We start from the raw sequence: 23,192 nt of genomic DNA, 5'->3' as shown, positions 1-23,192 counted from the left end.
AGACTGGCGGCCTTCCCTCTTGGAGGCTGCCATGCACCTCTCTCCCGCTGCTTCTGCGGCCGCCGCGCCCGGCCGTCGCCTGCCCCTGGCCCTGTACGCGCTGACCGTCGGCGCTTTCGGCATCGGCACCACCGAGTTCGTGATCATGGGCCTGCTGCTGCAGGTCGCCGCCGATCTGAAGGTGACGATCGCTTCGGCCGGCCTGCTGATCTCCGGCTACGCGCTGGGCGTGTTCGTCGGCGCGCCGCTGCTCACTGCCGCCACCGCCAAGCTGCCGCGCAAGGCGGCGCTGGTCGCGCTGATGGTGATCTTCACGCTCGGCAACCTCGCCTGTGCGCTGGCGCCCAACTACGCGGTGCTGATGGCGGCGCGCGTGCTCACCTCGCTCGCGCACGGCACCTTCTTCGGGATCGGTGCGGTAGTGGCGACGAATCTGGTCGCGTCCGATCGCAAGGCGTCGGCGATCTCGATCATGTTCACCGGCCTCACCGTGGCGACATTGCTGGGCGTACCCGCGGGCGCGTGGCTCGGCCTGCACTTCGGCTGGCGCGCGACGTTCTGGGCGGTGGCGGCGATCGGGGTGATCGCCACGGCCGTGATCGCAGCGCTGGTCCCCGCCGATCATGGCGCGCGCGACGCCATCGCGCTGCGCGACGAAGCGAAAGTGCTGGCGCGTCCGCAAGTCCTGCTCGGCCTGGCCGCCACCGTGTTCGGCTATGCGGGCGTGTTCGCGGTATTCACCTATATCCAGCCCCTGCTCACGCAGATCACGGGGTTCAGCGAAGCCGCGGTGTCGCCGGTGCTGCTGGTGTTCGGCGTCGGCATGATCATCGGCAATCTCGTCGGCGGCCGCCTTGCCGACCGGCGCCTGGTGCCGACACTGATCGGCACGCTGGTCGCCCTCGCGCTGGTGCTGGGCGTGCTGACCTTCGCGCTGCATCAAGCCGTGGCCGCAGTGCTGTTCACCGGTCTGCTCGGCGCTGCGGCCTTCGCCACCGTCGCACCGCTGCAACTGCGCGTGCTGCAGCACGCGCAGGGAGCGGGCGAAAGCCTGGCGTCGAGCTTCAACATCGCCGCCTTCAATCTCGGCAACGCGATCGGCGCGTGGCTGGGCGGGGCGGTGATCGTTCACGGTCCCGGCCTGGGCGCGGTGCCATGGACCGCAGCGCTGATGACGCTCGCCGGCCTGGCCATCGTGCTGTGGAGCCTGCGCATCGAAGGGCGCCGTCCCCAACCTTCCGCGCTGCGCGAATGCGTGGTGGTCGACTGACCCTTAGGAGATCGAACATGGAAACCCGTTTTCTCGGCCATTCCGGATTCAAGGTGCCGGTGCTCGGCTTCGGCGCAGGCACATTCGGCGGCAAGGGCCCGCTGTTTTCCGCCTGGGGCAACAGCGATGTCGACGAAGCCACGCGCCTGGTCGATGTGTGTCTCGATGCCGGCGTCAACCTGTTCGATACGGCCGACGTGTATTCCGACGGCGCGTCCGAAGAGATCCTTGGCGCGGCGATCAAAGGCCGCCGCGACCGGGTGATCCTTTCCACCAAGCTCTCGCTGCGTGCGGACGACGGGCCCAACGACGTCGGTGCCTCGCGCCATCATCTGATCCGCGGCATCGACCGCGCGCTGCAACGCCTGGGCACCGACTACATCGACGTGCTGCAGTTGCATCACTTCGACGCGCAGACTCCGGTGGAGCAGGTGATGCGCACGCTCGACGACCTCGTTCGCGCCGGCAAACTGCGCTACCTGGGCGCGTCCAACTTTTCCGGCTGGCAACTGATGAAGTCGCAGGCGGTCGCCGATCGCCTGGGTTATTCGCGCTTCGTCGCCAACCAGACCTACTACTCGCTGATCGGCCGCGATTACGAATGGGAGCTGATGCCGCTCGGGCTGGATCAAGGCATCGGCGCGGTCGTGTGGAGTCCCCTCGGTTGGGGTCGCCTCACGGGCAAGATCCGCCGCGGCCAATCGTTACCGGAAGGCAGCCGTCTGCACGACACGGCCGGCTTCGCGCCGCCGGCGGACGAGGAGCGGTTGTACCGCGTTGTCGATACGTTGGCGGCGATCGCCGCCGACACCGGTCGGTCGATTCCGCAGATCGCGCTCAATTGGCTGTTGCAGCGGCCCACGGTGTCGACGGTGCTGATCGGGGCGCGCAACGAAGCGCAACTGCGCGACAACCTCGGCGCGGTGGGTTGGTCGCTGGATGCGGCGCAGATGCAGGCACTGGACGACGCCAGTCGCGTCACGCCGCCCTATCCGTATTACCCGTACTGGAACGGCATGTTCGCTGAGCGCAATCCGCCGCCGGTGTAACTCGTCCACGCGGGCGGCCAGCCCTTCGCCACGACCAACAGGTCTACCATCGGTGGTCCGCTCCCCTTTGCGGGGAAGTGGACTGCCATTGGACCCTTCCGCACGTTCCAATGGCCGCCGGAGGAACGAAATGGACCTGGTGCTAGACGGAAACGGACCGCTGTACCTGCAATTGGCCCGCGCCCTGCGCGAGGCCATGGCCGCGGGTCGCCTCGCCAACGGCACCCGGCTGCCGTCCAGCCGCGAGCTGGCCTACGACCTGGATCTGTCGCGTACCACCGTGGTCGCCGCGTACGAACACCTGCGCGCGGAGGGGTACATCAGCGGGCGCGTGGGTTCGGGCAGTTACGTGACCTCGCCCTGGACCGCGCCCGTGCGGCTGCCGCCGCCGCGGCGAGCGGTCGTGGCGCAGTCGCGCTACAGCCAGCGCACGCGCGAGGTGTGCATGCTCGGCAACATTCCCGGACATCGTCCGCCGGGCATGCGCTATGCCTTCCAGTTCGGCGTGCCGATGGTCAACACCGCATTGACCGCGCAGTGGGTGCGCGAACTGGCCCGCGCCGCCCCCTACGTGCAGCCGAACTATCCGCGCATCCAGGGCCTGCCCGCGCTGCGCGAAGCGGTGGCGCGCCACATCAATCGCACGCGTGGCGTCGCCTGCGTCGCCGACGACGTGCTTATCGTCAGTGGCACACAGCAGGCACTGACGCTGATCGCGCGCGTGCTGCTGGACGAAGGCGATGCGGCGGCGCTGGAAGAGCCGCACTACTTCACCGCGCGCACGATCCTGCAAGCGCATGGCGCGCGCCTCATCGGCGTGCCGGTCGATGCCGACGGTCTGCAGGTGGAGCAGCTGCCCGACCCGGCGGTAAAGCTCACCTATGTGACGCCTTCGCATCAGTTCCCGACCGGTGCGGTGCTGTCGTACGAACGCCGCCTGGCCTTGCTCGAATACGCGCGACTGGGCTCGGGCTGGATCGTCGAGGACGACTACGACGGCGAGTTCCGCCACGACCGCCAGGCCGTGCAGGCCTTGCAGCAGCTGGATCGCGATGGTCGCGTGCTGTATGTCGGCAGCTTCTCCAAGACGCTGTTTCCGGCGCTGCGCCTGGGCTACATCGTGATGCCGCCGGGCTTGCGCGACGATCTGCTCGCGGCGAAGTGGGCCGACGATTTCGGTTCGCCGCCGCTGGATCAGGCGGCGCTGGCGAACTTCATCGCCTCGGGCGCCTACGACCGCCATCTGCGCCAGGTGACGCGCAAGCTGGCGGAGCGGCGCGCGTTGCTGCGCACCCTGCTCGAACAACACTGCGGCGATCGCCTGGAGCTGATGGACTCGCACGCGGGCATGCATCTGGTCGCATGGATCCGCGACATGCCCGCCGCCGAAGGCGATGCGCTGATCCGCGCGGCGCATGAGCGCAAGCTCGCGCTGTATTCGATCGCGCCTTGCTATCTGCAGCCGCCGGATCGCACCGGCCTGATCATGGGCTTCAGTGCGATGTCGCCCGGCGAGCTTCGCGATGCGGTGGCGCTGTTCGCGCAATGTCTGGCGCTGTTTCCGCGTCATGCCGGTGGTACGCGGCGGCCGGCGCTGTATCTGGCGCGTAGTTCCGGCTAGGGCTGCGGCCTCGTCACAACGCGCCGCGGCTGCCGACCGCGCGCATATAGGCGTCGAGATTGCGCGCAGGATCGTCGGCGAAGGTTTCGCCGGTGGCGACGTAGGCCGCGATGCGGTCCGGCCGGAAGCTGCGGAAATCGCCGCGCAATCGACACCACGCGCCGAGCGTCCAACTGCCGCCCCAGAAGGCGAGCGCGAGTGGCTCGATCTCACGCTCGCTGGTCGTGCCGTTGCCGTCGCGGTAGTCCAGGCGCAGTACCTGCATCTTTTCGATCGCGGCGTGCAGCACGTCGATCAGGCCGGAATTCTCGATGCGGTTCGACACCTGCGGCGCGTAGATGCGGGTGCGCTGGCTGCGTTCGCGCAGCGCTTCGGGCAGCACGGCCTCGATCTTCAACAGCGCCGCGGTCGCGCCCCGGCCGAGGCGTTCGCCGCCGAAGGCACGGACGAAGCGCGTGCCGACGACCAGGGCTTCGAGCTCGTCTTCGGTGAACATCAGCGGCGGAATGTCGGCGCCCTTGCGCAGCATGTAGCCGACGCCGGCTTCGCCTTCGATGGGCACGCCCGACAGTTGCAGGTCGGCGACGTCACGGTAGACCGTGCGCAGCGAGACCTGCAGCGTCTGCGCGAGTTGCTGCGCGGTGATCGCGGAACGGCGTCCGCGCAGGGCGTGGATGAGCAGGAACAGGCGGTCGGCGCGGCGCATGCGGCATGATCGCGTGTCCGGCCCGCATGCACCAACCTCAGCGCAGCTCCGAGCGCGCGGTCGGCAACAGCCGGCGCAGTTCCGGCGGCTCGCGCAGCTCGTCCAGCAATGCGCCCGCGAGCGCGTCCCTCCAGGCGCCATGGTTCTTCAACGCGGCCAGATGCGCGTCGAGTGCCGCGGCATCCGCGAAGTGCGCGAGCCAGACGAATACGCGCTCGCCCTCGCGCACCGGCAGCCGCGGGAAGGTGTTCTCGCTGGCATCGGTGAGGTAGCGCGCGACGATCCGTGCGCCCTGCGCTTGCAGCAGCGGCGCCAGTTCGCGATCAAAGCGCGCGGCGAAACCTTCCTCCGCGAGCGCATGCAGTGCGCACACGCCCAGGCACAGCGCACTCCCGGCGGCGGGCAAACTCGTGCCCAGCTCCGGCCGCGGCGCCACGGCGCGGGCAACGCCGCTGTCCGCCTGCGCGGGCCGGAGCAGCAGGACGTTGTCGCTGTCGATCATCGTCGCGTTCGCCGCGTCGCGGTGGCGCTGCCACACCGGGCCGAAGTAGAACGCCTGCAACGCATCACGACGCGCCTGCATCGACGGGAAGCCGCGCAGCCAGACGAAGCGATCGGGATCGTCGGCGTCGCGGTAGGTGCCGATCACGTGGATGCCGACCGCTTCCTGCGTCTCGACGAATTCGCGTTCGAACAGTTCCACCAGCACATCGCGCTGCTCGGGCTGGAGCGTGTACTGCCGCAACTCGACGACGTTGTCTTCGTGCAGCAGGCGATCCTCGGCGTCGAGGCGGCGGAACCACATGTGCCAGTTGGTCTCCCAGCTCGCGCCGTCGTCGATGGAAAACGCCTGCTGCCAGTGCGCGGTGTTCGCGCTGCTGTGTTCCCAGAGAAAACGCACGCGCACGGGTCGGCCTTCGTGGTGGTCCTGGCCATAGAAGGTGCCGACGCCGTTCTCGAAGCGCCCGCTGACCGGCGGGTCGAGCGTGCCGCTGCGGTCGCTGGACCAATGGATGCGCCATTGCCCCGCGGCCAGGTCGTACAGACGCAGGGCGATGCCCTGGTAGCCACCGGCCCAGGCGGTACGGAATTCCTCCAAGTTGCCCAGGCCACCCAGCAAGGGCCGGCACTCATCGTGCGCGGTGAAGACCTCCCAATCGCCGTTGCCGACGAGGCGTTCGGCCAGGCGCTCGTTCTGCACCCGCCAGCGTCCGTGGATGAAGTCGAAATCGTGGCGGCCATCGGATACCTGGTCGGCGGCGGCCGGCGCAGGCGCGGAATCGGCGACGGCGGAACGCTGACGGGTCATCACGCGGCCCACACGTCGGCAAGCGGGGCGACGAAGGTCGGGCATTGCTGGGCTGAAGGCATGGGTCGGGCTCCGCGAAGCGAGGATCGCTCGATGCAGGCAGCCTGCGCCCTCGCTCCTGCCAGCCTGCTGTCAGCACGCCGCGCCGGCTAGCCATCGGTCGGCTGAACGCTACATTCCGACCTTCACCGGTCCGCCACCGGCCGCCCTTCACGCTGCTCTTGGTCCACGACGCTTGTCCGCCATCGCCCCCTCAGTGCGTACTTCGGATAGCCGTCGACGGCGATTTTCCGGATAACCGTTGTCCGCTTCTCAGCTGATGCGACGGCCCGTAACGAGACTGATGCCATGAACACGCCCTACTCCACCGCCACCGCCGAAGAACTGCTGCACGCACTCGCCCGGCTGGACGCGGCGATGGCAACGGTCGTACGCCGCGCCGGCCGCGGCTGCGGACCCGATTGCGAGCGTCATCTCGACAGCGCCTCGCGCGGACTGCGCATGTTGCTCGGCGCGGACGCCGGGCAAATGGTCTACGACGTGCTGGACGCGGCCCGGCGCGTACTCAACTCGGCCGATCCGGCCGCGCCGCTGCTGATGCTCACGATGGCGCGGCAGAACCTCGCGACTATCGTTCACCGCCACGCGGCGCGCGCGACCCGCAAAGTCGCCTGACTGCCTCCCCCGATCGGCTGATTCGCGCCGCGGTTGCGAAGCTCGACGCGGCACGCGCCGCGGACACGGTGTCGCTGTCGGTACCGTTTTCATGGCGTCTTTTTGCGGGCGGCTTCGCCCCGCATCGGCGACAATGACGGCCCCTTGCCGTCACCTGCCCCGCCCATGTCCAACGCCGCCATTTCCCTGACCCGTTTCCTCATCGAAGAGGAGCGCGCCGGTCATATCAACGCCGACCTGCGCCTGCTGATCGAAGTCGTCGCCCGCGCCTGCAAGACCATTTCGATCGCCGTCGGCAAGGGTGCGCTCGGTGGCGTGCTGGGCGACGCGGGCACTGGCAACATCCAGGGCGAGGCGCAGAAGAAGCTCGACGTGCTGAGCAACGAGATCCTGCTCGAAGCCAACGCCTGGGGCGGCCACCTCGCCGGCCTGGCGTCGGAAGAGATGGATACCTCGCACCCGATTCCGGACGTCTATCCGCGCGGCAACTACCTGCTGCTGTTCGATCCCCTCGACGGTTCGTCGAACATCGACGTCAACATCTCCGTGGGCACGATCTTCTCGGTGCTGCGCTGCCCGGATGGCGTGACCACGCCGTCCGACGAACACTTCCTGCAGCCGGGCACGGCACAGGTCGCCGCCGGCTACTGCACCTATGGGCCGAGCACGATGCTGGTGCTCACGGTCGGCCACGGCACGCATTCCTTCACCCTCGATCGCGAGGTCGGCAGCTTCATCCTGACGACGCGCGGCATGCGCATTCCGGAAGAAACCAAGGAATTCGCGGTCAACATGTCCAACCAGCGCTTCTGGGAAGCGCCGATGCAGCAGTACGTGGGCGATCTGCTGACGGGCAAGGAAGGTCCGCGCGGCAAGGACTTCAACATGCGTTGGGTGGCCTCGATGGTAGCCGACGTGCACCGCATCCTGACCCGCGGCGGCTTCTTCAGCTATCCGCTCGACAGCAAGTGCCGCGACAAGGGCGGCAAGCTGCGCCTGATGTACGAGGCCAACCCGATGAGCTTCCTGGTCGAACAGGCCGGCGGCGCCGCCACCACGGGCCGCGTGCGCATGCTGGAAGTGCAACCCACCGGCCTGCACATGCGCGTGCCGGTGTTCCTGGGCTCGAAGCAGGAAGTGGAGGTGGCCACGCGCTATCACCGCGAGCACGACGCCACTCACGTCGCTGCGGCGGTCGCCTGACGACCAAGGCGGGGAATCTGCTCTACTGGTGCAGTCCCCGCCCATCACGCGCGACGCATGAGCCAAGCCGACTTCATCGAGGTGTCTGACGATGCACTGCCGCGCGCGGCATGCGCGGCGCTGGTCGAACGCTTCGTCACGAGCAACGCCGCGCTGCCCGGCCGTGTCGGCGGCGGCGTGCTGCCGGAGCTGAAGGACAGCCTGGACATCTCCATCAGCGGCAAGCCGGAATGGCGCGATGCCGAGGCGCAGCTCAACCAGGCCGTGTTCCGTGGGGTGATGGCGTATCTGCGCAAGTATCCGCACACGCTGATCGCGCCGTTGATGCTCGAGGTCCCCGGCGAGGACGGGGCACGTCATCGTTTGACCGCCGAGCGCTTGCAGGCCATGGACGATGCGGAGCTGGGGCCGGTGGTGCAGACGGTGCTGCGCCCCGGCGTGATCAATCTGCAGCGCTACACCGGCGGCCGTGGCGGCTACCCCTATTGGCACTGCGAGCTGTATCCGCGCGACCCGCGTGCGGAGACACTGCATCGCCACTTGCTGTGGACGATCTATCTCAACGACGGCTTCGGCGAAGGCGAGACCGAGTTCCTCTACCAGCAGCGCAAGATCGTGCCGCGGGCGGGCTCGCTATTGATCGCGCCGGCCGCGTTCACCCATACGCATCGCGGTAATCGGCCGCAGGGCGGCGACAAGTTCATTGCGACGAGTTGGATTTTGTTTCAGCGGGCCGAGGCGTTGTTCGGGCAGCCCGCGTAGTTACGCCACGCGCGGCTGATTCAGCACGAGCCAGTAGAGCCCGACCTGGCGCACGGCGCCGACGAACTGTTCGAAGTCCACCGGCTTCTGGATGTAGCTGTTCACGCCCAGCGCATAGCTGGCTTCGACATCGAAGGGCTCGACGCTGGTGGTCAGCACGACCACCGGCAGTTCGCGGGTGGCGGGTTCGGCGCGGATCGCCTGCAGGACTTCGCGGCCATCGAGCTTGGGCAGGTTGAGGTCGAGCAGCACGATCGACGGCAATTCGCGAGCGTCGCGGTCCGCATAGCGGCCACGGGCGAACAGGTAGTCGAGCGCTTCGGCCCCGTCGCGTACGACGACCATGTCGTTGGCGACATTGGCCTCTTCGAAGGCGAGCCGGGTCAGCTCGACATCGTCGGGGTTGTCTTCGACCAGCAGAATATTTTTGTTTGCCATCCCAGCGTCCCTCACGCGTCCGGCAGCTCCACAGTGAAGCTGGCACCGTCACCGGGTTGTGAAGCCGCCGTGATACGGCCGCCGTGACGCTCGGCGATGCATCGGGCGATCGCCAGGCCCAGGCCGTATCCGGCGCCCTGCTCCACGCTATGGAGGCGCTGCAGAGGTTCAAACAGCTTGCCGGCATAGCGGGGATCGAAACCAATGCCCGCGTCGCGGATCGTCAGCCATAGGCGATCGATGCCGCGCTCGCCGCTGACCTCGATGCGCGTCGGCGGCAGGGGGGCGGAGAACTTCCAGGCGTTGTGCAGCAGTTCGACCAGCATCTGCCGCAACAGACGTTCGTCGCCGCGCACGATCAGAGCCGGCTGCACGTGCAGCTGGCAGGGGCGATCGGGCTCGGCGTTCTCCAGATCGGATAGTGCCCATTCGGCCAGCAGACTCAGGTCGACCTCGGCCGGATGCAGCTCGGCATGGGTCGCCCGCGACAGTTCTCCGAGTTTTTCCAGCAGGCCGCCCATTCGCGTGGCCGCGGCGCGGATGCGTTCCAGCTGCTCGCGTTCGCGCGGCTCGAGCCGGTCGTGGGCGCTGGCCGCAAGGTGTCCGGCGAAGCTGTCGATGGTGCGCAGCGGCGCACGCAGATCGTGCGTGATCGTGTCGGTCAGCAGCTGCAATTGCCGGCGCGCGGCATCGAGCTGGGCCAGGGAATCGTCTTCGGTCATGGGGCAACGGCGGGGGCGGTCGCCCCGATTATCACGCCGCCGCTGTCTGAATGTCGCCTTTGCGTCCGCGCTGGAGCGGTCGCCTCAGAACAGTTGGCCTTGCGGCGAAATCGCCTGCGGCGGCGTGAAGCGGCTCGCATCCAGGGGCGGCAGCCGGCCGAAGCCGATCCGTGCGTGCGCCTTGGCGAAGCGTTGCTGCAGCAATTGCGCGAACGGTCCCTGCCCGCGCATGCGCTTGCCGAACGCGCTGTCGTAGTCCTTGCCGCCGCGCATCTGCTGGATCAGGCTCATCACGTGCGCAGCGCGATCGGGATAGTGCAATTCCAGCCATTCGCGCCAGATCTGCTTGAGCTCGTGCGGCAGGCGCAGCAGCACGTAACCGGCGGCACGCGCGCCGTGCTCGTAGGCGGCTTCGAGGATGTGCTCGAGCTCGCGGTCGTTGATCATCGGGATCATCGGCGCGGCCATCACGCCTACCGGCACGCCGGCGTCGAACAGCGCCTTCATCGCGCGCAGCTTGGCGTGCGGTGCCGAGGCGCGTGGTTCCATTTTCGACGCGAGTTTGTTGTCGAGCGTGGTGACCGAGAAGTACACGTTGACCAGACGCTCGCGCGCCATCGCCGCAAGTACGTCGATGTCGCGTTCGATCAGGGCGTTCTTGGTGATGAAGCTGAGCGGATGCTTGGTCTCCGCAAGCACTTCCAGGCATTGCCGGGTGATGCGGTAGCGGCGTTCGATCGGCTGGTAGGCGTCGGTGTTGATGCCCAGCGCGATCGGCGTGCAGCGATAGGAAGGCCGCGCCAATTCAGCGCGCAGGCGCTCGGCGGCGTTGGTCTTGGCGAACAGCTTGGTTTCGAAGTCCAGGCCAGGCGACAGGTCGAGATACGCGTGCGACGGCCGCGCGAAGCAATACACGCAGCCATGCTCGCAGCCGCGATACGGATTGACCGAGGCGGCGAAGCCGACGTCGGGCGAGTCGTTGCGGCTCACGATGCTGCGCGCGTGCTCCTCGGTGACGGTAGTCGCCGGTCGCGAGGGTTCGTCCGCACCTTCGTACACCGAGCCCCAGCCGTCGTCGGCGCCTTGCGTCGTCGTCACGGCGTAGCGGCCGTGCACGTACGACGCTGCGCCGCGGCCTTTGATGGGCGCTCTGGGTTTGTTGGCGTCTTCCATAGCGATCGGGCCGCGGAGTCCGCGGCGACAGACTGGGGCCTGTAAGGGTATTAGTAATAATACTAACTGGCAACGGACGCTTTCTGAATGTGTGTTGGGAGGGCTGAACGCGGCACTTCGCGCTGCTTGGGATACGCTCGCCGCGTCGCGCATCGCGACGATCCTTCCTCTGGCGCCAACCCGCATGCCCGACGCCCTGCGCGACTTCTGGACGGCCCTGCTCGCCCTGCCGCATCTCAAGCTGTACCTGAGCATCGCGTGGGCGGTGTATCTGCTGTGGCTGGGCGGCTGGATCGTGCTGCAAAAGCGCGAACCGGTGGCCACGCTCAGCTGGCTGGTGAGCCTGGCCGCGCTGCCGTACGTCGGCTTCCTGATTTATTACCTGCTCGGCCCGCAGCGCATCCATCGCCAGCGGCTGCGCCGCGTGCGTGCCAAGGCAAAATTTCCGCCCCTGCCCGACGGCTTCAAGCCCACCCCCGACGCACTCGAGTTGGCGCGCGTGGGACAGGCGACCACCGGCCTGCCGCCGACGTCCGCCACCGATGCGCGCCTGCTGATCGATGGCGGCGCGAAATACACCGCGCTGCTGCGCGACATCGCGACGGCGCAGGAGCATGTGCATCTGGAGTACTACATCTTCTATCCCGACCACACCGGCCAGGCGCTGCGCGATGCACTCGTGGAGCGGGCGCGGGCTGGAGTGAAGGTGCGGCTGCTGCTCGATGCGGTCGGCTCCGGCAAGACGCCGCGGCGCTTCTTCCGTGAGCTGCTGGAGGCGGGCGGTGAACTTGCCTGGTTCCATCCCGCGCGCTTTGGCCAAGTGTGGAAGCGGCCGTGGCTGAATCTGCGCAGCCATCGCAAGATCGTGGTGATCGACGGGTGCATCGCCTACACCGGCGGCATCAACATCACCGACGAGGAAGACGAGCGACTGCGCGAAGATGCCTACCGCGACCTGCATCTGCGCGTGGAAGGCAATGTGGTGAGTTCGCTGCAGCTGGTCTTCATCGAGGACTGGGCTTATGCCACCGGCCTGCCGCCGATCGCCCTGCCCTCGCCTACGCCACATCGTGGCCAAGTCCCGGTGCAGGTATTGGTGTCCGGGCCGGATTCCACTTGGGAGGCCATTCACCGCCTGCACGTCGGCGCCATCCACGCGGCGAAGCAGCGCGTGTGGTTGGCGACGCCCTACTTCGTTCCCGGCGAAGCCGCGCGCATGGCACTGACGTCCGCGGCGCTGGGCGGGCTCGACGTGCGCCTGCTGGTGCCGCGGCAGAGCGACAGCCGGCTGGTGACCCTCGCCGCGCGCTCCTATTTCGATGAACTGTTGGCGGCGGGCGTGCGGGTCTACGAATACGGCCCGCGCATGCTCCACTCCAAGGCGCTGCTGTGCGACGACGACTTCGCGATCATCGGCAGCGCCAACTTCGACCATCGCAGCTTCCGTTTGAATTTCGAGGTATCGCTGATGTTCGCGGATGCGGCGCTGTGCCACGACTTGGCGACGCTGCTGGAGCAGGAGTACGCCGTTTCGCAGCAGGTGCACCGGGAGCGCGCCCGGCCGCTGCTGCGCTCCCGCCTGCCCGAAGCACTGGCCCGTCTGGTGTCTCCGTTGCTTTGAGGTCGCGCCCAGAACGGGGCCGGCGACCGGCAGTCGGGCCCGCGCGCTGGCGCACAAACCGGTGGCGGGACGGCGCGCTACACTGGCTCCAGTGCGGATTTTTGGAGTTGCCCATGGCCTGGTTGTTCCTCCTGCTCGCCCTCGGCGCCCTGTGGGTGGGGTTCACCTCTTCCTCGACAGCCATCCTGGCTATTTCGCTGCTGGTGGCGCTGCTGCTGTTGGTCGCCTTTGTGCTGAAGCTCGCGTCCGATCGCGTCGGCAGCCGCGCCCGCGACGAACAGGTGATGCTGGATCCGGCAGAAATGCGCCGCCTGCGCGAGCAAGCCGAAGCCCGCAAGCTGGCGGCGGCAGCGCAGAACGACGCGACGCGCTGACAGCCGCTCATCGCGATTTCGACGCGGCGCGATATCGCACCGCCCTGGCTTAAACTGCGGCGATGACTGTCCTCAGCGTCAACGTCAACAAGATCGCCGTGCTGCGCAATTCGCGCGGTGGCCGCGAGCCCGATGTGGTTCGTGCCGCGCGTGCCTGCCTGGACGCGGGTGCCCATGGCATCACCGTGCATCCGCGGCCCGATGCGCGACATATTCGCGCGGACGACGTCTACGCTCTGGCCGAAGTCACGCGCGAATACGGTGTCGAGTTCAATCTCGAAGGCAATCCCTTCGCACCGCCGCGTGCGGGCTATCCGGGCTTTCTCGCGCTGTGCGAGCAGGTACGTCCGGCGCAGGCGACCCTGGTGCCGGACAGCGATGCGCAGTTGACGTCGGATCACGGCTTTGATTTCGCACGCGACGCACAGACCCTGCGGCCGCTCGTCGCGCAGCTTAAGTCGTTGCACTGCCGCGTCAGCCTGTTCGCCGATGCGCACGGCGAGGCGAGCGCGGACGACATGCAGCACGCGGCCGCGACCGGCGCCGATCGGGTGGAGCTCTACACCGGCCCGTATGCCGAGGCGCACGACGCCGGCGCTGCACAAGCGATGCTGGCGCGTTTCGCCGCTACCGCGCGCCGCGCGCAGGCGGCGGGACTCGGCGTGAACGCCGGGCACGACCTCAGCCAAGCGAACCTCGGCGATTTCCTGCGCGTCGTACCGGGTGTGCAGGAAGTCTCCATCGGGCATGCGCTGATCAGCGAGGCCTTGTACGCCGGGCTGGAAGCTACCGTGCGCGGTTACCTCGGGATTCTGGCGAAAGCTTAAGCCGCGTCACTGCGACGGGCATTGCTGGGGGCGCGGCGGCGAACCACCGCGTCCCCGTTCGCCGCCACCAGCGATCAGTGTTGCAAGGCGATATTGCCGATGCCGCTGCGGCGAGCCGTGGCCACGGCCGTGGTGAAGGCTTGATAGTCGGCGTTCTCGCTCACCTTCACTTCGAGCACGGTGTTGGGCGCTTGGTGCGCGACATTCGCCAGAGCGGTCGCCAGGCTGCGCTCGCTCAGCACCGCACCATCCAGCGCGAAGCTGCCGTCGCTGGCCACGACGAGGGCCATGTGCGGGGGCTTTTCGTTCGTGCGTTGCCCCGGACCCGGCAGACGCAGATCCAGCGACCGCGTCGCCATCGGCGCGGCGACCATGAAGATGATCAGCAGCACCAGCATCACGTCGACGAGCGGCGTGATGTTCATTTCCGCCATCGCCCGTGTGGACGTTCCCCGTGAATCGCCTGCAAACATCGAAGTGGCCATGATCCCCTCCCGTGCTCGTTGAGTGATCCCGTCGCACCGGCCTTCGGGCCGGCCTGAGTAATCGCGCCGGCGAATCCGGAAGGCCCGGATTCACGCTACGCCTGGATTCCCAACGTAGGCAAGCCCGGAATGGGGTTGCGCTCGGTTTACTGCGGCCAGGGGCTGACACCGAGACATAAAAAAACGCCGCCCGGAGGCGGCGTTTTCACGACTTGTAGCGGTAAGCGGTAAAGCGTTTGCCAGGCTTATTGCGGCTGGACGAAACCGATCTTCTGCATGTCGGCATTCTTCGCCCGTGCCAGCACCTTGGCGAGGATGCCGTAATCGGCATCCGGGTTTACATCGATTTCGAGCAGCGGCTGGTTGGTGGGGTCCTTGGCGACCTCGTTCTTCATCTGCTGCTCGAGCGCGCGGATGTCGATCGGCGAATCGTTCCAGTAGATGGTGCCACTGGCATCGACACGCAGCGCGATCGGCGGCGGCGGCGTCTTGTTCTGCTGCGGCGGATTCAGCGAACGCTGCGGCAGGTTGACGTCGATCGGGTAGGACAGGATCGGGGCGGTGACCATGAAGATGATCAGCAGCACCAGCATCACGTCGACGAGCGGCGTGACGTTGATGTCGGCCATCGGACCGCCGCCGGAACCACTTGCAAATGCCATGTTCTGTTTCTCCGGTTAGCGGTTACTGCTGGCCCGAGCGATCCTTGATCGCCACGAACCCAACCTTGCGCATGCCCTGACTCTGGGCGATTTGCACCACTTCCTGCACCAGCTTGTACTTGGCGGTCTTGTCGCCGCGCACGTTGACCTGCGGTTGCGGGGTCTTCTGCGCTTCGACCGAGAAGCGGCTTTCGATCACGCCCTTGGTCACCGGCTCGTCGTTCCAGTACAGCGCACCCGTGTCTTCCACCGCGATGGTGATCGGGGTGACCTTGACGACGTCGTCTATGCGGTGATCCAGGTTCGCTTCCGGAAGATCGACCTTGACCTTATGCGTCATCAGCGGCGCGGTGATCATGAAGATGATGAGCAGCACCAGCATCACGTCGACGAGCGGCGTGACGTTGATTTCCGCCATCGGGCGGCCACCACCACTATCAGAACTGAAAGCCATGTTCGAACTCCGGAGCGACTACTGACAGACCTGTGGGATCAGCGCTTGGCGACTTCGCCGACGCGCGCGCCGGTGGCGAAGAAGTCGTGCAGGTCGTGAGCGAACGTGTCGAACTTGTTGTTCGTCACGCGGTTCAGGCGGGTGAAGAAGTTGTAGGCCAGCACGGCCGGGATCGCGACGAACAGGCCGAGCGCGGTCATGATCAGCGCTTCACCCACCGGGCCGGCGACGGCGTCGATCGACGCGTTGCCCGAAGCACCGATGCGGATCAGGGCGCCGTAGATGCCCCACACGGTACCGAGCAGACCGACGAACGGAGCGGTCGAACCGACGGTGGCGAGCACGGTCAGGCCGTTTTCCAGGCGCGAGGATTCGCGGGTCACACCCTGGCGCAGGGCGCGGTCAACGAACTCGGAGCGGTTCAGCGACTCGACCAGGCGCGAACCTTCGTGGCGCTGGTGGTGAGCGGCGGCCTGGGCGGCGTCCAGGGCGATCTTCGAGAACGGCTCGAAGCGCGGCTGCTCTTCCATGAAGCGGATCGCGTCCTGCGCGTTCGGGGTTTCCCAGAACGTGCTGATGACGCGGTCGGACGTGCTCTTCAGGCGCACGTTCTTGATGAAGTTGGTGACGATCCAGTAGATCGACAGGACCGACATCAGGGTCAAGGTGGTCAGCACCGCCCAGGAAACGGCGTAGTGACCCGGGTTGCTGAGCATTTCCTGCAGCAGATTGCCGAAGCCCATCTGCGACAGAGCGGCGGCGTTGGAGCCCCCGGTTTGAGCCGTGGCGGCGGCGGTGGTTTCCTGCAACATGACGCTTACCTTTTAGTCGTGGAAGGTGGGATTGCTAATTACAACAGTCTCCCGACCGCGCACGGCCGGGGTTTGAAACTTAGAGGTTGAAGACCACCGGGACGCGCACGGTGCTGGGCACCGCCGTACCATTTTCCTTGGCCGGGTTGAAGCGCCACTTCTTCCTCTTCGGTGCGTCCTGGGCGGCTCGGTCCAGATCGCGGTTGCGGCTGGACTTCTCGACGCGGACGTTCAGGACGTTACCCTGCGCGTCGATGTCGACCAGGATCACCACCGTACCGGTGATGCCGGCACGCACGGCCGCGGCCGGGTAATCCGGCGGGTTCATGCGCTGCGAGGACGGGTCGATCGAACCGGCGATCGTTTCCGACGGACGCGGCGGCGCCGGGGGCGACGGCGGGACCGGCGGGAGGTCGACCGGACTGGGGTCTTCGACCTCGATCGGCGGCTGTTCCGGCGGCGGCGGCAGCGTGGTGGGCTGCGGCGGCGACAGCTGACGGATCACCTGCGGCTTGGGTTCTTCCGGCGGCGGCGGCGGCGGCGGCGGCGGGGGCGGCGGCGGACGCACGATGTTCACAATCGTGGTCTCTTCTTTCGCCTTTTCGCTCGGCGGTGCGGCCAGCGGAGCAAGCAGCAGCAGCAGGGCGCCGACGTGGACGGCGAGCGCCATGCTGATGCCGGTGATACGGGCCCAATTAAGACCTTCGGGCTCGTCGTCGTGAGTATGGATTTCGAGGGCTTGCGTCATTCGCCGTAGCTCGGGAAGTTATTCCGGACGCCAGGGCGCCGCGGGCGATGTTCAATTCCTGCGCTCAAGAGCGAGATCGCAGGAACCTCCTAGCATATACCAATTCGCGCCAGGCCTTCCAAGCGCGAATGGGCATTTTTGTGCGGTGTGGCTCTTATTTTGCAGGGAGTGCCAGGATCTTCTTGGCGTCTTCCGGCTTTTTCAGGCCTTTCGCAATAGCTTGCTTGGCAGCTTCCTTTGCCTCGGGGATGCGCTCTTCCTGCCACAGCAGGCGGGCGAGGTTGAGATAGGTCTCGCCGTCGTCGTCCAGCGGTGCGGCCTTGCGGAACGCGTCGATGGCCGGGCCCGGCTGGTCGGAGTAGTAGTAGGACTGCGCCAGGGCGACGTAGCTGTTGAAGTCCGGCTTCAGGACGCCCTTCTTCAGGCCGTCGTTGACCACGTCGATGATCTGCTTTTCCTTGCCATCCATCTGGCTGTAGGAGGCGATCAGGATCTTGTAGTTCTTCTCTTCCTTGAACTGTCCGGCGGCACGCAGCTTTTCCAGCACTTCGGCGGCCTTGCCGTACTGTTCCACGTTGTAGAGCGTGTTCGCCAGGTTGAACTGCGCGTTGGGATCGTTGGGCGCTTTCGCGGCGATCGCTTCGGCGAGCTTGGAGGCTTCGGCCGGCTGGTTGGATTCGGCGTAGCTCGCCATCAGCAACTGCTGCGCGTTGGTGAGGGTGGCTCCTTCCGGATTGGCGGCCAGCACCTGCTTCAACACGGCGATCGCTTCGGGAAAGCGGTCGAGCCGGAACAGGGCATTGCCCTTGACGAGCATGTGCTCCGGCTTCTGCGTGCTCGTCTCTTTCTCCAGGCGTGCGTACGTCGCCAGCGCCTCGGTGTACTTCTCTTCCTGCAGCTGGATCTGGGCGACCGTGTACATCAGGTTGTAGTGGGCGTTGTTGTCCAGCCCGTTGAATTCCAGCGCCTTGTTCCAGTAATCCAGGGCAGCCGGAGTTTCGTTCGCCTCGTAGGCGATCTGGCCCGCCAGCTGCGCGGCGAAGGCGTGGTCGTAGGGGTTGAACGCGGTGTTGGCGATGATTTCGTCGGCGATGGCGCGAGCCTCGGCGCCCTTGTCGTCGTCGTACAGCTTCACCATCTTCTGCAACTTGGGGCTGGCCTTGGCCGACGCCTTCGAGTCCACCTTGCGCGTGGCATTGGGGTACTGCTCGGCGGCGGCCGGCTTCGTGCCTTCCTTAGCGGCCTTCTTGGCTTCGCGCTCCTCGCGGCGCTGTTGCGCACGTTCGGAAGCGCTTTGCGCGTTTGCCGACGGAATGGCGCCCAGGGCGAGCACGGCAGCCACAGCGGCAGCCAGGACGGTGCTACGGGAGGAAGTGGAAGTCATTGCAATCACCTTTGTTGCTGCCCGGAATGGGGAGGTGGCGGGCCAGGGGGCCGTCACGCTAGCAGAACGGCCGCCTGGACGATATGGGGTTTGGGTGCGTGTCTGCTGCTACGGTCAGCCACACTTGGGCGTATGGCCCGACGCACGCGCCTGCTGGTACACAGGCACCAGGCCCGCGGCCCGGTTGTTCAGTTCCTGGATGCGGTTTTCCGGATCGGGATGGGTCGACAGCCATTCCGGAGGACGGCTGCGGCTGGCCGCGATCATGTTCTCCCACAGGTTCACGGCCTGGCGCGGATCGAAGCCGGCCTGGGCCATCAGTTGCTGGCCAACGATGTCGGCTTCGCTTTCCTGGGTGCGGCTGTTGGGCAGCAGGAACAGCGCCTGCGCCGCCGCGCCGCCGAGCTGACTGGTCGCGTCGGCCGCGCCTTGTCCGTAGCGGCCGCCCAGAAGCGCCGCCGCGATGTTCAAGCCGAACTGCGCTTGCAGCTGGCGGGTAATGCGTTCGTCGTGATGATGCGAGTAGACGTGACCCACTTCGTGCGCCACTACGGCGGCGAGCTGGTCCTGATTCTTGGCGACGGTGAAGATGCCGGTGTTGACGCCCACCTTGCCGCCAGGCAGCGCGAAGGCATTGGGCGAGCTGTCCACGAATACCGCGGTTTCCCAGTTCGTCCGCTGCCAGTCGGGAGGCAGCTGCGCGACGATCTGTTGCACCACGCAGCGCACATAGCCTGCCTGGCGGTTGTCGGTGGTTTGCGGCGTCTTCGCCTTGGTTTCGGCGAACGCCTGCGCGCCCAGTTGTGCGAGTTGTTCTTCGGAGACCCCGCCGACGACCTGCCTGCGCCCAGTAGGTGAGGTGGTGGTAGCGCAACCGGCGAGCAACAGGGTCACCGCGGCAACAAGCAGCAGACGTTTCATCGCAATCATCCTGAATGGGTGATCCGGTTGTAGTCCCGGCTGTATTAACACTTCGTCAACGAATGAGGCCGTTTCCGCGATCCCGGGATAACGGCTCCGCGCTTGCGAAACAGGGCGGGGGAAGCCGCCCGGTTGGCGCGATTAAACGTCCAGATTGGCGACCTTCAGCGCGTTCTCTTCGATGAACTCGCGGCGCGGTTCAACCACATCGCCCATCAGCGTGGAGAAGATCTGGTCGGCGGCGACGACGTCTTCGATGCGGACCTGCAGCAGGCGACGCGTCTCCGGATTCACCGTGGTGTCCCACAGCTGTTCCGGATTCATTTCGCCCAGGCCCTTGAAGCGCTGGATCTGGCGGCCCTTCTTCGCTTCTTCCATCAACCACGTCTGCGCTTCGGCGAAGCTCTGCACGGGCTGCTCGCGGTTACCGCGCAGGATCTTCGCGCCATCGCGAACCAATCCGTGCAGCAGCGCGGCGGCTTCGCGCACGGCGCGCAATTCGCCGCTGTCGAACGCCGCCATCGGCAGCACTTGGGTATGTTCGACGCCCATGTGGGTGCGATGCACGAGCAACGCCGCATGGCGCGAATCCGTCGCGCCCTGTTGCGCGTGGTGGACTTCCAGTCGATAGCGCGGCTTGCCCAGCCCGGTGCGGTTGAGGCGCGACTGCAGTGCGTCGAGTTCGGCGCGCTCGTCGGTGTTGCTGGCAAGCGTGACCGCATCGAGCGGGGTGAAATCGATCAGCGACTCCAGCACGATCGGATCGTAGCGGTGCGCGTTGCGCGCGATCGCCTCGCGTGCGCCTGCGTAGGCGAGCAGCAGCTTTTCCAGCATCTCGCCGGCGATCGGCGGTTCGCCGTCGGCGGGGATCAGCGACGCGCCTTCGACCGCATTGCCGGCGAGGTAGGCGTCGAGCGCTGCATCGTCCTTCAGGTACAGCTCGGTCTTGCCTTGCTTGATCTTGTAGAGCGGCGGCAAGCCGATATAGACGTGGCCGCGTTCGATCAGCTCCGGCATCTGCCGATAGAAGAACGTCAGCAGCAGCGTGCGGATGTGCGAGCCGTCGACGTCCGCGTCGGTCATCAGAATGATGCGGTGGTAGCGCAGCTTGTCCGGGTTGTACTCGTCCTTGCCGATGCCGGTGCCGAGCGCGGTGATCAGCGTGCCGACTTCGGCGCTGGACAGCATGCGGTCGAAGCGTGCGCGTTCGACGTTGAGGATCTTGCCCTTGAGCGGGAGGATCGCCTGCGTCTTGCGGTTGCGGCCTTGCTTGGCCGAGCCACCCGCCGAGTCGCCCTCGACGATGAACAGTTCGGACAGCGCCGGATCCTTCTCCTGGCAGTCGGCCAGCTTGCCGGGCAGGCCGGCGATATCCAGGGCGCCCTTGCGGCGGGTCAGGTCGCGGGCCTTGCGCGCAGCTTCGCGGGCGCGGGCCGCATCGACGATCTTGCCGGCGATGGCGCGGGCTTCGTTGGGGTGTTCTTGCAGGAACTCCTCCAAACGTGCACCGAACGTAGCCTCAACTACCGGCCTAACCTCTGAACTGACCAACTTCTCCTTGGTCTGCGAGGAAAAACTCGGGTCCGGCACCTTCACCGACAGCACCGCGATCATGCCTTCGCGCATGTCGTCGCCGGACAAGGTGATCTTGGCCTGCTTGGCGATGCCGTTCTGTTCGATGTAGTTCGACAGCGTGCGCGTGAGCGCAGCACGGAAGCCGATCAAGTGGGTGCCGCCGTCCTTCTGCGGGATGTTGTTGGTGAAGCAGAACATCGTTTCCTGGTAGGCGTCGGTCCATTGCAGGGCGACGTCCACTGTGATGCCGTTCATCTCACCGGACACCGAGATCACGTTCGGGTGCAGCGGGGTCTTGAGCTGGGCCAGGTGCTCGACGAAGGAGCGGATGCCGCCTTCGTACTGGAAGACATCCTTTTTCCCTTCGCCGCGCTCGTCGATCAGGGTGATCTTCACGCCCGAATTGAGGAAGCTCAGTTCGCGCAGGCGCTTGGCCAGGATGTCGTAGTGGAATTCGACGTCGGTGAAGATCTCCACCGACGGCTTGAAGCGGAGCAGGGTGCCGCGCTTGTTCGAATCTTCCAGGCGCTTGAGCGGGTAGAGCGGTTCGCCCAGGGCGTATTCCTGCTTGTGGTGGCCGCCGTCGCGCCAGATCTCCAACCACAGGTGCTCGGACAGCGCGTTGACCACGGACACGCCGACGCCGTGCAGACCGCCGGAAACCTTGTAGCTGTTGTCGTCGAACTTACCGCCGGCGTGCAGCACGGTGAGGATCACTTCGGCCGCGGAGACGCCTTCTTCCTTGTGGATGTCGACCGGAATGCCGCGGCCGTTGTCCGAGACCGAGCAGGAGCCGTCCTCATGCAGGGTGACGATGACTTCGTTGGCATGTCCGGCCAGGGCTTCGTCGATCGAGTTGTCGACGACCTCGAACACCATGTGGTGCAGGCCGGTACCGTCATGCACGTCACCGATGTACATGCCCGGACGCTTGCGCACGGCTTCCAGACCACGCAGGACGGTGATCTTGCTGGAGTCGTAGGTCTGGGAGGGTTCGACCGGGGTCGAATCTTGCGCGGGGTCGTGCTCGTTCTGGATCGTCATGGGGTGCAGCAGGCTCCGGCGGCGCGGGGATTCCGAGGACCGGAAGCTCGCGCCGAGACTCTTAGATATATGTGGACGAAGTATAACGGCGCCGGGTGCCCCCCGGTGGGCGGCGTCGGGCCGTCGCGGACCCGGCGTCAGGGAGCGGCCAGCTTCCCGCTTAGCTAACCGGCTCGATTCGACTGTGTTCCACGTGAAACACAGCAGCGGGCGCCTGGAGGCCCTCCAGGCCGGGCGGCCGCTCGGTGCCGGTAACGAAGATCTGCGCCCCGGAGGCTAGCAGCCGCTCCAGGACGCGCCGCTGGTGGCCGCGGTCGAGTTCGGAAGCGAGGTCATCCAGGGCCACCACCGGCCATTCACCCCTTTGCGAGGCGTAGTGCTCGGCCTGGGCAAGCAGGGCCGCGAGCGCGGTGAGCTTGGCCTGCCCGCGCGACAGCGCCTCGCGCCCGGGCAAAGCCCCGAAACTCAGGACCCAGTCGGCCCGATGCGGACCTACGGAGGTATGGCCGCTGGCCAGGTCCCGCTCGCGATGAACCAGCAATGCATCGGCCAGGGGCATCTCCTCCCGACGCCAGCCAGGCAGGTATTGCAGGCCGCCGACACCCAAGGTCGGCGCGAGATCAGCAAGCAACGCCGTGTAGTGGGGCAGCACGGCATCGAGGTAGCCCTGGCGGTATCGGGTCAGCGGCTCCCCAGCGTCTGCAAGTTCGGCGTCCCACGCGTCCAGCTGCGCACCCGGCGCTCGCGACTTCAGTAGCGCATTGCGCTGGCGCAGCGCCCGCGCGTATCGGCGCCAAATGGGCAGAAAGGTAGGTTCCACGTGGAACAGCCCCCAATCGAGGTAGCGCCGCCGCGGCTCGCCGCCTCCACTGATGAGTACATGGCTGCCGGGATCGAAGCTGACCACAGCCAGCGCGGCACAGAGTTCCCCCAGCTGATCCACTGTCTGGCCATCGAGCCGTCCGGTCCAGTCCTGGCCGCTATGGCGCAGACCCGCCCGTCGCGTGCGCAGGGCACTGGCCATCGAAGGCTCGGTGACGCTGAGCCCTGGCCTGAGCTGGGTCGCCACTGCCTCGGCCCACTCGACAAACACCTCGAGCGCCGGAGTGCCAGCGCGCACCAAGCCATCGCGAACCCGCCCCCGGAAGCTGCGCCCGTAAGCCATCAGGTGCAACGCCTCCAGGAGGCTGGTCTTGCCGGCACCGTTCTCTCCCGTGATCAGGTTGAGTCCCGGGGCGGGGCGCAGGCTCGCGTCATTGAATCGGCGCAGATTGCGGAGGTCCAGGCGTGTCACATGCATGGGCGCACTCTAGGGGAGGAGTGGGGAGGCCACAAAACAAAACGCCCGGCCGAAGCC

The 23,192-nt window shown here is 66.6% G+C and carries 23 protein-coding genes; 9 read left to right on the top strand and 14 right to left on the bottom strand.

Translation table 11 applies throughout. The features are described from left to right. Window positions 1–31 precede the first annotated feature (31 nt). The 3 genes from ACYVJ8_RS12710 to pdxR all read left to right on the top strand — a co-directional run bounded on the left by ACYVJ8_RS12710 (window position 32) and on the right by pdxR (window position 3,940). Complete coding sequence (locus ACYVJ8_RS12710; RefSeq protein ID WP_460712940.1) at window positions 32–1,270, top strand: MFS transporter; 1,239 nt, start codon at window positions 32–34, stop codon at window positions 1,268–1,270. Window positions 1,271–1,287: 17 nt separating this feature from the next. Further along, complete coding sequence (locus tag ACYVJ8_RS12705) at window positions 1,288–2,319, top strand: aldo/keto reductase (RefSeq protein ID WP_460712938.1); 1,032 nt, start codon at window positions 1,288–1,290, stop codon at window positions 2,317–2,319. Between the two features lie 130 nt (window positions 2,320–2,449). Beyond that, on the top strand, window positions 2,450–3,940 hold the full coding sequence (gene pdxR, locus ACYVJ8_RS12700) for a MocR-like pyridoxine biosynthesis transcription factor PdxR (RefSeq protein ID WP_460712936.1): 1,491 nt from the start codon (window positions 2,450–2,452) through the stop codon (window positions 3,938–3,940). Between the two features lie 13 nt (window positions 3,941–3,953). On the opposite strand, the gene ACYVJ8_RS12695 is transcribed toward pdxR, so the two are convergent. Both ACYVJ8_RS12695 and ACYVJ8_RS12690 read right to left on the bottom strand, forming a co-directional pair. Then, window positions 3,954–4,646 (bottom strand): helix-turn-helix transcriptional regulator, encoded by a 693-nt coding sequence (locus tag ACYVJ8_RS12695; protein WP_460712934.1) that lies wholly within the window; start codon window positions 4,644–4,646, stop codon window positions 3,954–3,956. A gap of 37 nt (window positions 4,647–4,683) precedes the next feature. Then, window positions 4,684–5,955: an NIPSNAP family protein gene (locus ACYVJ8_RS12690; RefSeq protein ID WP_460712932.1), complete on the bottom strand. Its 1,272-nt coding sequence runs from the start codon at window positions 5,953–5,955 to the stop codon at window positions 4,684–4,686. 348 nt (window positions 5,956–6,303) lie between these two features. Here ACYVJ8_RS12690 and ACYVJ8_RS12685 point away from each other — a divergent pair, with 348 nt between their 5' ends. The 3 genes from ACYVJ8_RS12685 to ACYVJ8_RS12675 all read left to right on the top strand — a co-directional run bounded on the left by ACYVJ8_RS12685 (window position 6,304) and on the right by ACYVJ8_RS12675 (window position 8,595). Next, the gene (locus ACYVJ8_RS12685) at window positions 6,304–6,630 is read left to right on the top strand and encodes a hypothetical protein (RefSeq protein WP_460712930.1); all 327 of its coding nucleotides are present in this window, start codon (window positions 6,304–6,306) and stop codon (window positions 6,628–6,630) included. Between the two features lie 165 nt (window positions 6,631–6,795). After that, window positions 6,796–7,833 carry a class 1 fructose-bisphosphatase gene (locus ACYVJ8_RS12680; RefSeq protein WP_460712928.1) on the top strand — a complete coding sequence of 346 codons (1,038 nt, stop codon included), beginning with the start codon at window positions 6,796–6,798 and terminating at the stop codon, window positions 7,831–7,833. A 57-nt stretch (window positions 7,834–7,890) separates the two neighbouring features. Further along, window positions 7,891–8,595, top strand: coding sequence for a 2OG-Fe(II) oxygenase (locus tag ACYVJ8_RS12675; protein WP_460712926.1), 705 nt, complete (start codon window positions 7,891–7,893; stop codon window positions 8,593–8,595). Here the strand turns inward: ACYVJ8_RS12675 and ACYVJ8_RS12670 are convergent, their stop codons facing one another. The 3 genes from ACYVJ8_RS12670 to ACYVJ8_RS12660 form a co-directional block, all read right to left on the bottom strand. Beyond that, window positions 8,596–9,033 carry a response regulator gene (locus tag ACYVJ8_RS12670; protein ID WP_460712924.1) on the bottom strand — a complete coding sequence of 146 codons (438 nt, stop codon included), beginning with the start codon at window positions 9,031–9,033 and terminating at the stop codon, window positions 8,596–8,598. Window positions 9,034–9,044: 11 nt separating this feature from the next. Beyond that, the gene (locus ACYVJ8_RS12665; protein ID WP_460712922.1) at window positions 9,045–9,755 is read right to left on the bottom strand and encodes a sensor histidine kinase; all 711 of its coding nucleotides are present in this window, start codon (window positions 9,753–9,755) and stop codon (window positions 9,045–9,047) included. 84 nt (window positions 9,756–9,839) lie between these two features. Then, window positions 9,840–10,928 carry a PA0069 family radical SAM protein gene (locus tag ACYVJ8_RS12660; RefSeq protein WP_460712920.1) on the bottom strand — a complete coding sequence of 363 codons (1,089 nt, stop codon included), beginning with the start codon at window positions 10,926–10,928 and terminating at the stop codon, window positions 9,840–9,842. A gap of 184 nt (window positions 10,929–11,112) precedes the next feature. Here ACYVJ8_RS12660 and cls point away from each other — a divergent pair, with 184 nt between their 5' ends. The 3 genes from cls to ACYVJ8_RS12645 all read left to right on the top strand — a co-directional run bounded on the left by cls (window position 11,113) and on the right by ACYVJ8_RS12645 (window position 13,750). Next, a complete protein-coding gene (cls, locus tag ACYVJ8_RS12655; protein WP_460712918.1) occupies window positions 11,113–12,549 on the top strand; it encodes a cardiolipin synthase in 1,437 nt (478 codons plus the stop codon). Between the two features lie 113 nt (window positions 12,550–12,662). Next, window positions 12,663–12,923, top strand: coding sequence for a hypothetical protein (locus tag ACYVJ8_RS12650; RefSeq protein WP_460712916.1), 261 nt, complete (start codon window positions 12,663–12,665; stop codon window positions 12,921–12,923). A gap of 62 nt (window positions 12,924–12,985) precedes the next feature. After that, entirely contained in the window at window positions 12,986–13,750 is a 765-nt protein-coding gene (locus ACYVJ8_RS12645) for a pyridoxine 5'-phosphate synthase (RefSeq protein WP_460712914.1), read from the top strand. Window positions 13,751–13,824: 74 nt separating this feature from the next. Here ACYVJ8_RS12645 and ACYVJ8_RS12640 read toward each other — a convergent pair whose 3' ends face one another. The 9 genes from ACYVJ8_RS12640 to recF all read right to left on the bottom strand — a co-directional run bounded on the left by ACYVJ8_RS12640 (window position 13,825) and on the right by recF (window position 23,135). After that, window positions 13,825–14,235, bottom strand: a complete 411-nt coding sequence (locus ACYVJ8_RS12640; protein WP_460712912.1) for an ExbD/TolR family protein — start codon at window positions 14,233–14,235, stop codon at window positions 13,825–13,827. A 245-nt stretch (window positions 14,236–14,480) separates the two neighbouring features. Then, window positions 14,481–14,897 (bottom strand): ExbD/TolR family protein, encoded by a 417-nt coding sequence (locus tag ACYVJ8_RS12635; RefSeq protein ID WP_460712910.1) that lies wholly within the window; start codon window positions 14,895–14,897, stop codon window positions 14,481–14,483. A 22-nt stretch (window positions 14,898–14,919) separates the two neighbouring features. Beyond that, window positions 14,920–15,351, bottom strand: a complete 432-nt coding sequence (locus ACYVJ8_RS12630) for an ExbD/TolR family protein (RefSeq protein ID WP_460712907.1) — start codon at window positions 15,349–15,351, stop codon at window positions 14,920–14,922. Window positions 15,352–15,389: 38 nt separating this feature from the next. After that, complete coding sequence (locus ACYVJ8_RS12625) at window positions 15,390–16,163, bottom strand: MotA/TolQ/ExbB proton channel family protein (protein WP_460712905.1); 774 nt, start codon at window positions 16,161–16,163, stop codon at window positions 15,390–15,392. A gap of 79 nt (window positions 16,164–16,242) precedes the next feature. Further along, window positions 16,243–16,911, bottom strand: a complete 669-nt coding sequence (locus ACYVJ8_RS12620; protein WP_460712903.1) for an energy transducer TonB — start codon at window positions 16,909–16,911, stop codon at window positions 16,243–16,245. A gap of 154 nt (window positions 16,912–17,065) precedes the next feature. Then, window positions 17,066–18,295 carry a tetratricopeptide repeat protein gene (locus ACYVJ8_RS12615; protein ID WP_460712901.1) on the bottom strand — a complete coding sequence of 410 codons (1,230 nt, stop codon included), beginning with the start codon at window positions 18,293–18,295 and terminating at the stop codon, window positions 17,066–17,068. Window positions 18,296–18,409: 114 nt separating this feature from the next. Beyond that, window positions 18,410–19,216: a M48 family metallopeptidase gene (locus ACYVJ8_RS12610; RefSeq protein ID WP_460712899.1), complete on the bottom strand. Its 807-nt coding sequence runs from the start codon at window positions 19,214–19,216 to the stop codon at window positions 18,410–18,412. Between the two features lie 141 nt (window positions 19,217–19,357). Then, window positions 19,358–21,835 carry a DNA topoisomerase (ATP-hydrolyzing) subunit B gene (gyrB, locus tag ACYVJ8_RS12605; RefSeq protein ID WP_460712897.1) on the bottom strand — a complete coding sequence of 826 codons (2,478 nt, stop codon included), beginning with the start codon at window positions 21,833–21,835 and terminating at the stop codon, window positions 19,358–19,360. 160 nt (window positions 21,836–21,995) lie between these two features. After that, the gene (recF, locus tag ACYVJ8_RS12600; RefSeq protein WP_460712895.1) at window positions 21,996–23,135 is read right to left on the bottom strand and encodes a DNA replication/repair protein RecF; all 1,140 of its coding nucleotides are present in this window, start codon (window positions 23,133–23,135) and stop codon (window positions 21,996–21,998) included. Between the last annotated feature and the right edge of the window lie 57 nt (window positions 23,136–23,192).

The organism is Lysobacter terrae (assembly GCF_054782215.1).
This window is presented reverse-complemented; position numbering and strand designations above follow the sequence as displayed.